Genomic DNA, 13,437 nt, shown 5'->3' on the forward strand with positions numbered 1-13,437 from the left:
AGGTCTCTTCTCTGGCAGCGCAGGGCAGGGGAGGGGCGGGGCGGGGAGGGTGGCGGCACCCACGGGCCGACCCGCCGGAGAGCGGCGGGTCGGCCCGTGGGTGCTGAGGGCTAGCTGCGGGTGACGAGCATCTGCGCCTCGCCGTTGCCCAGGCCCGCGATCCCGACCTTCTGGGCGCCCATGCCCGTGTTCCACCAGCCCTGCCACTGGCCGCCGGCGTAGCGGGCCGAGTGGTACGCCTTGCCGTCGTTGCCGACCGCCAGGATCTGGGTGTCGCCGTTCGGCATACCGGTGATGCCGATGCTGCTCGCGGCGAAGGTCGTGGCGCCGCCGACGCCGGCCGTCTTGCTCCAGCCCTGCCAGGTGCCGTTGGCGAAGCGGATGTTGTGGTAGACGGTCCCGTCCGTGCCGGTGGCCAGGAACTGCGCGTCGCCGTTCGGCATGCCCGCCACCGCTACGTCCTTGCCCTGGAAGGTGGCGGCGCCACCGAAGCCGTCCACCGCGAACCAGCCCTGCCAGGTGCCGTCCACGCTACGGACGTTGTGGTAGACGTTGCCGTCGTTGCCCACGATCAGCGACTGCATGCTTCCGTTCGGCAGGCCGGCGGCGGCGATCTTCTGCGCGCCCCAGTCGCCCACCGGCACCCAGCCCTGCCAGGAGCCGCTCACGAAGCGGGCGTTGTGGTAGATCTTGCCGTCGTTGCCCACGGCCATGACCTGGGCGTCGCCGTTGCCCATGCCGGCGATGGTCTGGGCCTTGGCGCCGAAGGTCGCCGCGCCCTGGTACCCGTCGAGCGGCGCCCAGCCGGTCCACGAGCCGTCGGGGTAGCGGGCCGTGTGGTACAGGTTTCCGTCGTTGCCCGTGGCCAGCGTCTGGGTGGAGCCGTCCGGCGTCGCGGTGATCGACTCCTGCTTGGCGTTGAAGAAGGCCGCGCCGCCGACGCCGTTCAGCGGCTGGAAGGACTCCCAGTCTCCGTTGACCAGCCGGGTGGCGTGGAAGAGGTCACCGGCCTGGCTGACCGGTACGGAGGGGGTCTCGCTCAGACCGGACGGGCCGATGAAGGCGAGGGCGCGGCCGGCGCCGACCGGGGAGGAGTGGGTGCGCCAGTTGAACCAGCCGCGGAACCGCACGCCGCCGCTCTCGTTTCCGCCGACGGTCTGGATCTCGTCGCCCGAGACGGCCACGACGATGTTGACGTGGTCGGCGTTTCCGTCGGTGACCGAGCCGTCCTTGTCGTAGAGCACCGCGTCACCGACCTGGGGGGTGCTGTGGCGCGTTCCCTTGTTCCCGCCGTACGTGTAGAGGCTCACTGCGGCGGGGGTGACACCGGAGACGTCGGCGCCGGCCTGGTTCCAGACCCAGCGGACGAACTCGGCGCACCAGGCGGTCGGGTTCTGGCAGTTGTAGTCGCTACAGGTCCCGCCGACCTCTCCTCGGGCGATGGACGCCACGGTCTGGGACTCGGCGTTCGCCAGGGTGGAGGGCAGGACGGCCATCAGGGGTGCGGCGACGAAGGCGGCGAGGGCGATGGACAGGGTGCGGGAGGTACGGCGTGCGGACATGATGCTCTCCAGGAGGCATGGCGGCCCCGGGCATCAGGGCCGAACTGGTGTGGTCAGAAGGTTCAGAAGGTGTTGCGAAGCTGGAAGTCGCCCACTGGGACGGGGCGAAAGGGACGGGCGGCGCGGTGGCCGTGCCCGGCGGTGCGAGGGCTCGACGGCTCGATGGCGGGTCACTCCGCGGTGGACAGCTGCCCTGCAGGAGCAGCGGTCGGGGGCGGAAGACCGGCGGAGCGGCCGGACGGTCTGAGCGGTTGGAGCGGTTGGAGCGGTTGGGCCGTGGGTCACCCTTGCCTCGAATCAGCGAGGCGGTAGCCACGGGCGGCGCGTGCTCCGATGACGTGCGAGAGCAGGCTGCGGGCTTTGACTCGGGCGTCGGCGAGGTTGTCGGCCCGGACGAACAGAGCGACGTTCATGCCGTGCTCGACGGGACGGACCCGGATGTGTTCGAGCGAGTGCTGCGGTCCGGCGTGGACCCAGATGGCGTCCTGGAGGAGGGCGGCTTCGCTCTCCGTGCCCGCTAAGCCGGTGTCACTGGCGAGGGGCAGGTGCACGAGGAGCACACCGATCAGTCCCAGCCGATGCCGTTGCTCACGACCGAGCCCGAGGCGCTGACCGAGGCGGGGGCCACGTCCCAGCCGATTCCGTTGCCGACGGCGAGGGCGCCGCCCAGCAGGGCCGAGACGATGGCGGTGGTGAGGCGGCGAGAGGTTTTCGACATGGCTGTGCCCCCGAAGTGACGACGTGGATTTTGGATCCGGTCGGGCTGTAGGCCGGGCCTTGGGGCCTGGCCGGGGGCTTTCGACTCCCCCGCCGTTCCGGTGTGATCACCATCTTGGTCGGCCCGGGGAGCCCCGGGAAGGGGCGGAGACCGGCACCAAACTGCCTGGCACCTTGGTGCCACCTCGGCGCGATTCCGGCCTTTGAGATGGCTTCATTGCGACGTCTGTGCAGGTCCTGCGATGATCACGTGGCCGAACGAGAGAGTGCGTTCGAAATACAGTCGGGGGGCTGGACATGCTGGCAGTACTGGGGCTGGGCACCACATCGGAAGCCGTCTACCGGGCGATGCTCACCGATCCTCTGGGAGGGGTCGCCGACCTCTGCGCGCGGCTGGATCTGACCGAGGCGGCCGTACGGGGGGCCCTGGACGAGCTCGCCGACCTTGAACTCCTGCGCGCCTCAAGGGACATGCCGGGGGCGATGCGGCCGGTCAGCCCGGAGGTGGGGCTGGAGCTGATCCTGCGCCGCCAGGAGGAGGACCTCCTGCGCCGCCAGCAGGAGCTCGCCCGGAGCAAGGCCGCCGCGGCGCGCGCCGTCGCCGAGTACGCCGACCTGCGGCCGAACACGAGGGCCGACAGCACGGAACGCCTCGTCGGGCTCGACGCGATCCAGGGCAAGCTGGAGGTGCTCGCGAAGGAGGTCTCCCGCGAGTGCCTGTCCGTGATGCCGGGCGGCGCCCAGTCCCAGGCCAGTCTGGACGCCTCGCGCCCCCTGGACGAGGACGCGATGGGCCGCGGTGTCGCGCTCCTGACCCTCTACCAGGACAGCGTGCGCAACGACCCCGCCACGCTCGCCTACGCCCGGTGGATGACGACGGAGGGCGGGCTGGTCCGCACCCACCCGACGCTCCCGCCCCGCCTGCTCGTCTTCGACCGCGAGGTCGCCGTCGTACCCGTCGATCCGGCGAACACGCGGCTGGGCGCCCTGTGCACCCGGGAGCCGGGCATCGTAGCCTCGCTGACCGCCCTGTTCGAGCAGACGTGGCACAGCGCGGTCCCGCTCGGCGCCGACAAGCCCCAGGACGAACGGACCGGGCTGGCCCCCGGCGAGAGGGAACTCCTCAGCCTCCTCGCCTCCGGCATGACGGACGAGGCCGCGGGCAAGCGCCTCGGCATCTCCCTGCGCACCGTACGGCGCCAGATGGCCGCCCTGATGGAACGCCTCGACGCCTCCAGCCGCTTCGAGGCGGGCCTCAAGGCGGCCCAGCGCGGCTGGCTCTAGTACTCAGTCGCCCGGCTGGGCCTTCTTGGCCTGCGGCCGGCCCGCCGCCAGGAGCTGTTCCACGTCGAGGGTGACCTTCGCGCCGATCGAGTCGGGCAGGGTGGCCAGCTCGCCTGCGGCGAGGATGCGGTGGCTGTCGTACTTACCCTCGATGGGGTCGGTCAGGACGTGCACCCGCTGGTGCTTGCGGTTGACGATGACGTAGACGGGCACCTGGGCCTGGGCATAGGCGACGGCCTTGGCGCGCAGGTCGTTGTTGTAGTTCGACGAGGTCACTTCCAGCACCAGGCGGAATGCCGCCGGGTCATAGCAGTTGAACTCGATGAGGTGGTCGTCGATGTCGCCATCGACCACCGACAGGTCCGGGATCGCGTAGTCCTCGGGCCCGTCGGGCAGCCAGAGGCCGATCCCCTGGAGCACCTCGGTCTCACTGTCGCCCAGGCCTGCGGCGAGGAAGGGGGCCATGAGCTTCGTCAGTGCGCGTGCGTGTGGGGCGTCCGGCGGTGGGGTCACGGTGAGGATGCCTCCGATGATCTCGACGCGATAGCCGGGGTTCCGCTCCATGAGCTGGTCCGCCTCTTCGAGGAGGGTCAGCGGCCTCTCATCGTCGGAGGGCTCAGGGTGCTCGACGGGCGCTGTGGACATTCCGGGCCTCCCGTGGGCTGGGTCGAGGACATCATCGTAGGACCGTGAGAGCCGCACGTCCCGTAAGCGCCCGCGTCACCGGATCGGGTGGAGGAACTCCAGCAGCAGCCGCGTCGTCTCCGTCGGGCGTTCCAGGGACGGGAGGTGGCCCGCCCAGGGGAGTTCCCGGGCGGTCGCGCCCGGGATCCGGGACGCCAGGTGGGCCGGGACCGCGCGGAAGTCCGGGATGTCGTGGGCGCCGCCGATCGCCAGGACGGGGGCCGTGACGGCGGAGAGGTCGATGGCCGGCTCCGGGAGTTCGTGGTCCCCGGTGGCGGTCAGGGCGACCTCGAACGCGCGCAGCTGCATGGCCCGTACGAGGGCGTGCGCGGCCTCGTCGGCGTCGGGGCCCAGCCAGTGGCGGGCGTTGAACTCGGCGGCGCCCGCCAGGTCTCCGGCCTCCAGCAGGGCGTCCTCGGCGGCGGCGAAGGCCTGGAGTGCGGGGCCGCGGACCTGGCCGGGGAGAGCGGGGCAGAGCAGGGCCAGGCCGCTGACCCGCTCGGGCGTCAGCGCCGCGAGCAGCAGCGCGACGCGGCCGCCGTAGGAGGAGCCGACGAGCACCGCCCGTTCGATGCCGAGGTGGTCCAGCAGCGCGAGCACGTCGCCGTGGTCGCTGTACGGGGCCTCGGCGGCGGGGGATTCGCCGCAGGTCCTGAAGTCCGGCCGGACCACCCGGAATCCGGCCTCGGCCAGCGGCGCCCACTGGGGCTCCCACATGCGCCGGTCGCAGACGGAGGAGTGCAGCAGAACCACGGCCGGGCCGTCGGCGGGCCCGGTCACGTCATGAGCGATGATCATCCGCCGATCCTGCCCGGAGCCCGACCCACCCGCCACCGGGTTTCCGATCGCCCGGCCCCCGGCGGCGTGGCATCGGGCGGGCCGCCGCCGCGTCAGATGCTGAGCGAGCGGGCGTAGTTGAGCTGGTTCATGACCCAGTGGAAGGTGCCGGCGTCGGTCGCCGGGATCATCGTGGAGTGGTGGCGGCCGCCGCCGGACACGGTGACCTGGATGAAGCCGGTGGTCCTCTTCTCCTTCATCAGGAGGAACAGCAGGCCCAGCAGGCAGAACAGGAAGAAGATGATCGCCAGCACGATCGCGTGGGTCGGCATCTTCTCCTCGGTGCGCGAGAAGTCGGTGGCGTTCCACATCGCGCCCCTGAGCGGCATCGACCCCGACGGGGTGATGATCTGGTCCCCGGCGATGCTGATGTCCCCGAGGGCGAAGACCTGGCCGCCGTGGGCCGGGGGCTGGGCCGGGGCGGGGAGTCCGGCGCCGCCGATGGTCGGCTGGTACGCCGGGGGTTGCGGGTAGGGCTGCGGATAGCCGTAACTGGCCTGGCCCGGGCCCCACCTGTAGTCGTCCTGGGCCGGCTGGCCGGAGCCCTGGCCGGGGACCTGACCGGGGTCGCTCGCGTACGGATTCGGCTGCTGCTCACTCATATGGCCGATCCTTCCACAGGCGCGGGTCCGCCCGGGCTGTCCCCCCGTCAGAAGGTGGCGCGGACCCGGGTGTTGACCCACGCGCTCCCGGGCCCGGTGGGGACGAAGGAGGCCCGCACCCCCTCGGGGGTGCGGGCCTCACGCGTCCGCCGACCTCGGCCGAGGCCGACGGACGGAGTCCGTCGCAGCACCTCGAAGCCCGCGAGGCCCGCCAGGGCCGAGCGGTGCGAGAGGTGCGTCAAGAACTAGAAGCGGCGCGTGATCAGGGCGCGCTTGACTTCCTGGATGGCCTTCGTGACCTCGATGCCACGCGGGCACGCGTCGGTGCAGTTGAACGTCGTGCGGCAGCGCCACACGCCGTCCTTGTCGTTGAGGATTTCGAGACGCTGCTCGCCCGCCTCGTCACGGCTGTCGAAGATGAAGCGGTGCGCGTTGACGATCGCCGCCGGGCCGAAGTACTGGCCGTCGTTCCAGAACACCGGGCAGGAGGAGGTGCAGGCCGCGCACAGGATGCACTTCGTCGTGTCGTCGAAGCGCTCGCGGTCCTCGGCGGACTGCCGACGCTCGCGCGTCGGCTCGTTGCCCGTGGTGACCAGGAACGGCATGACGTCGCGGTACGCCTGGAAGAAGGGCTCCATGTCGACGACAAGGTCCTTCATCACCGTGAGGCCCTTGATCGCCTCGACCGTGATCGGCTTCTCCGGGTTGATGTCCTTGATCAGCGTCTTGCAGGCGAGCCTGTTCTTGCCGTTGATCCGCATCGCGTCGGAGCCGCAGATGCCGTGCGCGCACGAGCGACGGAAGGTCAGCGTGCCGTCGAGGTCCCACTTGATCTTGTGGAGACCGTCGAGCACGCGCTCCTTCGGGTCGATCTCGATCTGGAAGTCCTGCCACTGCGGCTCGTCCGAGATCTCGGGGTTGAAGCGGCGGATCCGGAACGTGACCGTGATGAAGGGCGACGCCGCGGCCTCCATCTTGTCCGTCTTGTCCGTCTTGGACAGGGTCGGGGTTCCCATCAGTACTTACGCTCCATCGGCTGGTAGCGGGTGACGACGACGGGCTTGTAGTCCAGCCGGACCGAGTCCGTGCCGTTCCCGTCCACCTCGCGGTACGCCATGGTGTGGCGCATGAAGTTGACGTCGTCGCGGTTCGGGTAGTCCTCGCGGTAGTGACCGCCGCGGGACTCCTTGCGCGCGAGCGCGGACACGGCCATGACCTCGGCCAGGTCGAGCAGGTTGCCCAGCTCGATGGCCTCCAGCAGGTCCGTGTTGAAGCGCTTGCCCTTGTCCTGGACGGACACGTTCTTGTAGCGCGCGCGCAGCTCCGCGATCTTCTCGACCGCGGTCTTGATGGTCTGCTCCGTACGGAACACCATCACGCACGCGTCCATCGTCTCCTGGAGCTCCAGGCGCAGCTCCGCGACCCGCTCCTTGCCCGTGGAGTTGCGCAGCTGCTCGACGAGGTCGATGACCTGCTGCGCCGGGTTCTCCGGCAGCTCGACGTAGTCGTTCTCGTGCGCGTACGCGGCCGCCGCGATGCCCGAGCGCTTGCCGAAGACGTTGATGTCCAGCAGCGAGTTGGTGCCCAGGCGGTTCGCGCCGTGCACCGACACGCACGCGACCTCGCCGGCCGCGTACAGGCCGGGGACGACGGTGGTGTTGTCCGCCAGGACCTCACCCTCGACGTTGGTCGGGATGCCGCCCATGGCGTAGTGCGCGGTGGGCTGGATCGGGATCGGGTCCGTGTACGGCTCGATGCCGAGGTACGTACGGGCGAACTCGGTGATGTCCGGGAGCTTGGCGTCCAGCTGCTCCGGCGGCAGGTGCGTCAGGTCCAGGTACACGTGGTCACCGGCGGGACCGCAGCCGCGGCCCTCACGGATCTCGGTGTAGATGGAGCGCGAGACGACGTCACGGGACGCGAGGTCCTTCATGACCGGCGCGTACTTCTCCATGAAGCGCTCGCCGTCCTTGTTGCGGAGGATGCCGCCCTCACCGCGGGCGCCCTCCGTCAGCAGGATGCCCATGCGCCAGATGCCCGTCGGGTGGAACTGGAAGAACTCCATGTCCTCCAGCGGCAGGCCGCGGCGGTAGCAGGCCGCCTGGCCGTCACCCGTGAGGGTGTGCGCGTTGGAGGTCACCTTGAAGAACTTGCCGGTGCCGCCGGAGGCGTAGATGACGGACTTCGCCTGGAACACGTGGATCTCGCCGGTGGCGAGCTCGTACGCGACCACGCCGGCCGACTTCTTGACGCCGTCCTCCTCGACCAGGAGCTGGTCCAGGACGTAGAACTCGTTGAAGAACTCCACGCCCTCCTTGACGCAGTTCTGGTACAGCGTCTGGAGGATCATGTGGCCGGTGCGGTCCGCGGCGTAGCAGGACCGGCGGACCGGCGCCTCACCGTGGTTGCGGGAGTGACCGCCGAAGCGGCGCTGGTCGATGGTGCCGTCCGGGGTGCGGTTGAACGGCAGGCCCATCTTCTCCAGGTCGAGGACCGCGTCGATGGCCTCCTTCGCCAGGATCTCGGCGGCGTCCTGGTCGACCAGGTAGTCACCGCCCTTGACCGTGTCGAAGGTGTGCCACTCCCAGTTGTCGTCCTCCACGTTGGCCAGCGCGGCGGCCATGCCGCCCTGCGCGGCGCCCGTGTGGGAGCGGGTGGGGTACAGCTTCGTCAGCACGGCGGTGCGGCTGCGCTTCGTCGCCTCGATGGCGGCGCGCATGCCCGCGCCGCCCGCGCCGACGATGACGGTGTCGTACTTGTGGATCTTCATTGGTTTCGCCTCAGCCCCGTTGCCTAGCGGATGTTCGGGTCGAAGGTGAAGATCACCAGCGTGCCCAGAAGGATGGTGAACACCGTGGCGGTGTAGAGCAGGCCCTTCAGCCACAGCCGCGTGTTGGCGCGCTCCGCGTAGTCGTTGATGACGGTACGCAGACCGTTGGCGCCGTGCAGCATGGCCAGCCACAGCATCAGCAGGTCCCAGGCCTGCCAGAACGGGGACGCCCACCGGCCCGCCACGAAGGCGAAGCCGATCTTGGAGACGCCGCCGTCCAGCACCAGCTGGATCAGCAGGTGGCCGATGACCAGGACCACGAGGACGATGCCCGACAGGCGCATGAAGAGCCACGCGACCATCTCGAAGTTGCCGCGGGTCGAGCGCGGCGTCTTGCCGGTGCGCTTGCGCGGGGCCTCGATGTACGGGGCGGGGTTGTCGACGTCGTAGAGGCTCACGCTCTCCACGGCGGCGGAAGAAGTGTCAGAAGACATGCGTGTCACTTCCCCCAGATCTGGTCGGCCGCGTGGCCGAGGACGGGAATCATGGCCGGGATCATCAGCGCGATCCAGATGGCGACGACAGTCCAGAGCATCGTCTTCTGGTAGCGCGGGCCCTTGGACCAGAAGTCCACGGCGATGACACGGAGACCGTTGAGCGCGTGGAAGAGGATTGCGGCGACGAGGCCGTACTCCAGCAGCGCGACGATCGGATTCTTATAGGTAGCCACGACATCGTCGTACGCCTCGGGAGAGACGCGGACGAGAGCGGTGTCGAGGACGTGTACGAACAGGAAGAAGAAGATGAGGACGCCGGTGACTCGATGAGCCACCCAGGACCACATTCCTTCCCGGCCGCGGTACAACGTTCCAGCCGGCACGGAAAACCCTCCGGAAGCGGGGCGGGGGCCAGCCGGCTTCGTTGTCGGTCGGGCCCGGCCGGGTACGGTCCACCGGCCCCGGACATCGTAGCGACGCTTTGTCGGTTCCTTCGCCCGGGGTCCATCGGTGTGATCAAACAGGCACGGACGGGCTATCCCACAGGGGAAAATAGCCCGAAATCCGCCGCGAACAGCCCATCGTGCGGGGTGGCCCGGTCCAGCAGTCCCGGCAGTCGGTCCATCAGATCGGCGAGTCGGGCCTGCGCGAGGCGGCGCAGCTCGTCCGCCGAGATCGCCCGCTCCTCGTCAACCTCGTGCGTCATCCGGCGGCGGATCGCGCCCAGCAGCTGGTCCGCCCGCTCCTCCGGGGGGTGTCCGGCCAGGCACATGACGAAGACGTGGCCGAAAGTGCGCTGGTACTCCTGGTGGGCGGCGTCGAGCGCGAGCAGCGCGGCGTACGGTGCCCCGTGACCGAGTTCCGTGGGGAACTCGGCTCTCAGCGCCTCGGTGAGATCCGGCTGGGAGAGGTCGTACGAGGCCTCGTCGGCGGCCGCCAGCAGGGCGGGGAGGTCGGGGTAGGGGCGGTGGGCGGCGACCCGGTGGGCCCAGCGCCGGCTGCCGCAGCAGTGCAGCAGGATGGCGGTGGCGTCTTCGTGCGGCAGGGCGTTGAACCGCGGCAGCCCGGAGCCGTGGCCGGCCCCCAGGGAGGTACCCCCAAAGACCTGTGCCGGAAGGTGGCTGGACAGCGGGGGGCTCCTCGGTGCGCGGCGCGGGTGTGCCGCCACGCTATCGATGCTCGGCCGGGTGTGCCCCACCCATTCGAGGTTTTCACCCGGAAGTGAGCCGAAAGGATGATGCGCGGCATGTGTGAACTGGCCGAGCCCCCCGAACGGGCGATACGCGGGAGCGACGGGAACGACCGGAGCCACGGGAGCGCCGGGAACGAGGAGGGGAGGACGACCGAGGCCGCCACCCCCCACAGGAGAGGCCCCGGTCGCCATCCGTCACGGACTCGTGCGACAAGCCCGTACCCCTGTCAGCGCCCTCGGTGCGTTTTGTGTCACACCCCGCTCCGCGCAGGATTGGTTGCTGGTTGTACAACGCGTGGACGAGACGTGCCTGAAAGCCGTAACGTGCTGATTTGCGCCACACGTACAGGACAGTGAACGGGTTGGGGACTTTGCTGGGGGACGACGCGGAGCTGACCGCCGCCGTGCTCGCGGCACAGCACGGCGACGAGAACGCGTTCCGTACTGTGTACCGAGCCGTGCACCCACGCCTGCTCGGATACGTACGCACGCTCGTCGGCGACGGCGACGCGGAGGACGTGACCTCCGAGGCCTGGCTGCAGATCGCCCGCGACCTCGACTCCTTCACCGGAGACGCGGACCGCTTCCGGGGCTGGGCCGCCCGCATCGCCCGCAACCGTGCGCTCGATCACATCCGCATGCGCGGCCGCCGCCCCGCCATCGGCGGCGACGAGACCGAACTCACCGGCCACGCCTCCGACAGCGATACGGCCGGCCTCGCGATGGAGTCCCTCTCCACCGGCCGGACCATGGCGCTGATAGCCCGGCTTCCGCAGGACCAGGCCGAGGCCGTGGTGCTGCGCGTGGTCGTCGGACTCGACGCCAAGAGCGCGGCCGAGACCCTCGGGAAGCGGCCGGGCGCCGTCCGCACGGCGGCCCACCGGGGCCTGAAGAGGCTGGCGGAGCTGATCGGCAGCGAGCTGAGTGCGGAGGGGGCTTCCGGTACCGGCCCGGAAGTCGGCCATAATGCCGGTGGCCAGTCCGGTGGACGGTCCGGAGACCAGTCACGGGACGGCGACGGCGAGAGGGATCTCGACGCCGTGCCCGCGCAGCGCGGTCGTGGCGGGAGCCTCGTAGAACAAACCGGTGTGACGCATTCACGTTGGCGGACGCAGAAGGACATGTGATGGCCGACGAGCGCAACAGGTGGCTGGACGAGGCCGCGGCGGACCGACTGCTGCGCGGCGAGTCGGTCGCACCTGTCGCCGATCCGCTTGCCCAGGCCGAGGCCGCCCGCCTCCGGGCCGCCCTCGACGCCCTCGCCCCGAGCGCCCCGCACCCCGCCGCCGGCCCCGAACTGCCCGGCGAGGCCGCCGCCCTGGCCGCGTTCCGCGCGGCGCACGGCGGGATCCGGCCCGAGGCCGCCGAGGCGACGCCCTACGCCCCCGCCCCCCTGGTGGAACTGGCCCGCGGCTCCCAGACGGTCTTCGTACGCCCGCCCCGGCGGAGCACGACCGTACGGTTCGGGCTCGCGGCCGCACTGGCGAGCGTCGCCGTCGGCGGGCTGGCCGCCGCCGCGGGAACCGGGCTGCTGGACCAGACCCTCAACGCCTCGGCCGGGCCGCTGCCGTCGGTGTCCGTGAGCTCCGGCCCGCATCCGGAGTCGACGCGGGACGGCGACGGCGCGCAGCCGCTGCGATCGCCGCAGCTGCGCCCCACCTCGCCGTTCGGCGGCGAGGGCGCGGGCTCCGCCGGCTCCTCGCCCACGGCCGGCGCGGACGGGGGTACGTCCTCGGGAGCCGACACCGGGAACTCCTCGGAGCCGGCGTCCGTCGGCGGTACCGGCAAGGACGCCACCCCGGACAAGTTCCGCGACGGCGCCAAGGACCGCGACCGCGATCCGGACCGGGAGAGCACGGTCAAGGCCGCGGACCTGTGCGAGGACTACCGCATGGGGCGGCTCAACGACGACCGGCGCGAGCGCCTGACGAAACTGGCCCGCGGGGCCGCGCGGATCGCGAAGTACTGCGAGGCGCTGCTGGACGGGGCACGCGAGAGCGACACTTCGGGGGGCTCCGCCGGCTCCGGCGGCACGGGCTCCTCCGGCGGCGCCGGGAGCGACATCCTCCAGGTCCCGACCCCGGCCGCCTCGGCCGGATCGCTCCTCTTCCGCAGCCTCCCGTAACGGGACTCGGCGGCCCGGTGCACACGGCTGTAACACTTTCCGCGTCGCCGGCGCAGTACATATCGAGCCGACTGGTCATCGGCCGCGCATGAGCCGGGGTTCCCCCCGTACCCCTGGGCTCTGCGCAACCGGCGCGGGCGGGGCACGTTCCCCCGGCCCTGCCCGCGCCCCTAACTCACCAGTAGACGACGACCTTGTCGCCGACCTTCACCTCGTCGAACAGCTTCGACAGCTTGCCCTTGTCCCGGACGTTCACGCAGCCGTGCGAGGCGCCGTTGTAGCCGCGGGCCGCGAAGTCCGCCGAGTAGTGCACCGCCTGGCCACCGCTGAAGAACATCGCGTACGGCATGGGCGTGTGGTAGATCGTCGACGTCCACTCCTTGGCCTTCCAGCCCACGTTGAACACGCCCTCGCGGGTCGGGGTGTTCTCCGAGCCGAAGCGGACGTCCATCGTGGAGATGACCTTGCCGTCGATCATCCAGGCGAGGGTGCGGCTCTCCTTGCTGATGCACATGACCCGGCCCTCCATACAGCGCGGGTCCGGCGCGTCCACCTCGTTGACGGTCGGCGGGCGCAGTTCGGCGGGGGTGGGCTTCTTGGTCAGGTTCTGGATCTTCTGCCAGGTCCCGGCGTCCACCGAACCGGTGGCGGGGACCTTGTTCTTCGCCTGGAAGACCTTGACCGCGGCCGTCGTCTTCGACCCGTAGAAGCCGGTGGGGGCGACGCTCATCAGCTTGAGCTGCTTCAGGCGGGCCTGGAGCTCGCGCACCTGCTCGCTCTCGTCGCCGTTCGCCATGATCGGCTTGACCGAGGGCGAGGCGGACGGGGACGGCGAGGCGGACGCGGAAGCGGACTTCGAGGCGGACGGCGACGGCGACGGCGACTGCGAGGGGTCACCGCCGGGCTTGTCGTCCGGGGAGGGGGAGGTCTCGGGGGAAGTGACCGCCGTGGACACGGAGGGAGCCGAGGAGGCGGAGCCGGCGTTCTCCGCCTTCTGCGGCCCGCAGGCGGTCGCGGCGAGCGCGACGGCGGTGGCCACCCCGAGCGTGCGGACTATTACTCTCTGGCGGTGCATGTCAGTCCCCCCATTTTTCCGATGTCGTGTACCTAGGTGATGCCTGGCGGGCGTGGAGAGTTGCACCCGGCCGTCCGATGTTGCGCCATTGT

Annotated in this window: 16 protein-coding genes; 3 read left to right on the forward strand and 13 right to left on the reverse strand. The window is 70.6% G+C overall.

Annotated features, from left to right (window positions below; translation table 11 throughout):
- Positions 1-110 precede the first annotated feature (110 nt).
- From MTF65_RS10185 to MTF65_RS10195, 3 genes are all read right to left on the reverse strand, one after another.
- Entirely contained in the window at positions 111-1,562 is a 1,452-nt protein-coding gene (locus MTF65_RS10185) for a CHAP domain-containing protein (RefSeq protein ID WP_243628228.1), read from the reverse strand.
- A gap of 281 nt (positions 1,563-1,843) precedes the next feature.
- Positions 1,844-2,122: a hypothetical protein gene (locus MTF65_RS10190; protein WP_243628229.1), complete on the reverse strand. Its 279-nt coding sequence runs from the start codon at positions 2,120-2,122 to the stop codon at positions 1,844-1,846.
- A gap of 5 nt (positions 2,123-2,127) precedes the next feature.
- On the reverse strand, positions 2,128-2,280 hold the full coding sequence (locus tag MTF65_RS10195; protein WP_243628230.1) for a hypothetical protein: 153 nt from the start codon (positions 2,278-2,280) through the stop codon (positions 2,128-2,130).
- A 296-nt stretch (positions 2,281-2,576) separates the two neighbouring features.
- Here MTF65_RS10195 and MTF65_RS10200 point away from each other — a divergent pair, with 296 nt between their 5' ends.
- Positions 2,577-3,563: a helix-turn-helix transcriptional regulator gene (locus MTF65_RS10200; protein ID WP_243628231.1), complete on the forward strand. Its 987-nt coding sequence runs from the start codon at positions 2,577-2,579 to the stop codon at positions 3,561-3,563.
- A gap of 3 nt (positions 3,564-3,566) precedes the next feature.
- On the opposite strand, the gene MTF65_RS10205 is transcribed toward MTF65_RS10200, so the two are convergent.
- From MTF65_RS10205 to MTF65_RS10245, 9 genes are all read right to left on the reverse strand, one after another.
- Positions 3,567-4,208, reverse strand: coding sequence for a Uma2 family endonuclease (locus tag MTF65_RS10205; protein ID WP_243628232.1), 642 nt, complete (start codon positions 4,206-4,208; stop codon positions 3,567-3,569).
- A gap of 75 nt (positions 4,209-4,283) precedes the next feature.
- A complete protein-coding gene (locus MTF65_RS10210; RefSeq protein ID WP_243628233.1) occupies positions 4,284-5,045 on the reverse strand; it encodes an alpha/beta fold hydrolase in 762 nt (253 codons plus the stop codon).
- A gap of 92 nt (positions 5,046-5,137) precedes the next feature.
- On the reverse strand, positions 5,138-5,686 hold the full coding sequence (locus MTF65_RS10215) for a hypothetical protein (RefSeq protein WP_243628234.1): 549 nt from the start codon (positions 5,684-5,686) through the stop codon (positions 5,138-5,140).
- Between the two features lie 47 nt (positions 5,687-5,733).
- Positions 5,734-5,928: a hypothetical protein gene (locus MTF65_RS10220; RefSeq protein ID WP_243628235.1), complete on the reverse strand. Its 195-nt coding sequence runs from the start codon at positions 5,926-5,928 to the stop codon at positions 5,734-5,736.
- Positions 5,929-5,931: 3 nt separating this feature from the next.
- Positions 5,932-6,702 carry a succinate dehydrogenase iron-sulfur subunit gene (locus MTF65_RS10225; protein ID WP_243628236.1) on the reverse strand — a complete coding sequence of 257 codons (771 nt, stop codon included), beginning with the start codon at positions 6,700-6,702 and terminating at the stop codon, positions 5,932-5,934.
- Entirely contained in the window at positions 6,702-8,456 is a 1,755-nt protein-coding gene (sdhA, locus tag MTF65_RS10230) for a succinate dehydrogenase flavoprotein subunit (RefSeq protein WP_243628237.1), read from the reverse strand. Before sdhA ends, MTF65_RS10225 begins: the two co-directional genes overlap by 1 nt.
- A gap of 23 nt (positions 8,457-8,479) precedes the next feature.
- Positions 8,480-8,950: a succinate dehydrogenase hydrophobic membrane anchor subunit gene (locus MTF65_RS10235; RefSeq protein WP_243628238.1), complete on the reverse strand. Its 471-nt coding sequence runs from the start codon at positions 8,948-8,950 to the stop codon at positions 8,480-8,482.
- 5 nt (positions 8,951-8,955) lie between these two features.
- A complete protein-coding gene (sdhC, locus tag MTF65_RS10240) occupies positions 8,956-9,336 on the reverse strand; it encodes a succinate dehydrogenase, cytochrome b556 subunit (RefSeq protein ID WP_308407135.1) in 381 nt (126 codons plus the stop codon).
- Between the two features lie 152 nt (positions 9,337-9,488).
- Complete coding sequence (locus MTF65_RS10245) at positions 9,489-10,121, reverse strand: 2-oxo-4-hydroxy-4-carboxy-5-ureidoimidazoline decarboxylase (protein WP_374207195.1); 633 nt, start codon at positions 10,119-10,121, stop codon at positions 9,489-9,491.
- Between the two features lie 395 nt (positions 10,122-10,516).
- On the opposite strand from MTF65_RS10245, the gene MTF65_RS10250 reads away from it, so the two are divergent.
- On the forward strand, positions 10,517-11,272 hold the full coding sequence (locus MTF65_RS10250) for an RNA polymerase sigma factor (protein ID WP_243628649.1): 756 nt from the start codon (positions 10,517-10,519) through the stop codon (positions 11,270-11,272).
- Entirely contained in the window at positions 11,272-12,270 is a 999-nt protein-coding gene (locus MTF65_RS10255) for a hypothetical protein (protein WP_243628239.1), read from the forward strand. Before MTF65_RS10250 ends, MTF65_RS10255 begins: the two co-directional genes overlap by 1 nt.
- Before the next feature lie 175 nt (positions 12,271-12,445).
- Here MTF65_RS10255 and MTF65_RS10260 read toward each other — a convergent pair whose 3' ends face one another.
- Positions 12,446-13,345, reverse strand: coding sequence for a L,D-transpeptidase family protein (locus MTF65_RS10260; protein ID WP_243628240.1), 900 nt, complete (start codon positions 13,343-13,345; stop codon positions 12,446-12,448).
- Between the last annotated feature and the right edge of the window lie 92 nt (positions 13,346-13,437).

The sequence above is a fragment of the Streptomyces sp. APSN-46.1 genome, assembly GCF_022815725.1.
GTDB lineage: Bacteria > Actinomycetota > Actinomycetes > Streptomycetales > Streptomycetaceae > Streptomyces.

Bases quoted from the DNA above. Each gene is read 5' to 3' on its own strand.
- MTF65_RS10235 (WP_243628238.1), bottom strand. From the start codon at position 8,950: ATGTCTTCTGACACTTCTTCCGCCGCCGTGGAGAGCGTGAGCCTCTAC.
- MTF65_RS10200 (WP_243628231.1), top strand. From the start codon at position 2,577: ATGCTGGCAGTACTGGGGCTGGGCACCACATCGGAAGCCGTCTACCGG.
- MTF65_RS10255 (WP_243628239.1), top strand. From the start codon at position 11,272: ATGGCCGACGAGCGCAACAGGTGGCTGGACGAGGCCGCGGCGGACCGA.
- MTF65_RS10225 (WP_243628236.1), bottom strand. From the start codon at position 6,702: ATGGGAACCCCGACCCTGTCCAAGACGGACAAGACGGACAAGATGGAG.
- MTF65_RS10260 (WP_243628240.1), bottom strand. From the start codon at position 13,345: ATGCACCGCCAGAGAGTAATAGTCCGCACGCTCGGGGTGGCCACCGCC.
- MTF65_RS10210 (WP_243628233.1), bottom strand. From the start codon at position 5,045: ATGATCATCGCTCATGACGTGACCGGGCCCGCCGACGGCCCGGCCGTG.
- sdhA (WP_243628237.1), bottom strand. From the start codon at position 8,456: ATGAAGATCCACAAGTACGACACCGTCATCGTCGGCGCGGGCGGCGCG.
- MTF65_RS10215 (WP_243628234.1), bottom strand. From the start codon at position 5,686: ATGAGTGAGCAGCAGCCGAATCCGTACGCGAGCGACCCCGGTCAGGTC.
- MTF65_RS10185 (WP_243628228.1), bottom strand. From the start codon at position 1,562: ATGTCCGCACGCCGTACCTCCCGCACCCTGTCCATCGCCCTCGCCGCC.
- MTF65_RS10195 (WP_243628230.1), bottom strand. From the start codon at position 2,280: ATGTCGAAAACCTCTCGCCGCCTCACCACCGCCATCGTCTCGGCCCTG.
- MTF65_RS10205 (WP_243628232.1), bottom strand. From the start codon at position 4,208: ATGTCCACAGCGCCCGTCGAGCACCCTGAGCCCTCCGACGATGAGAGG.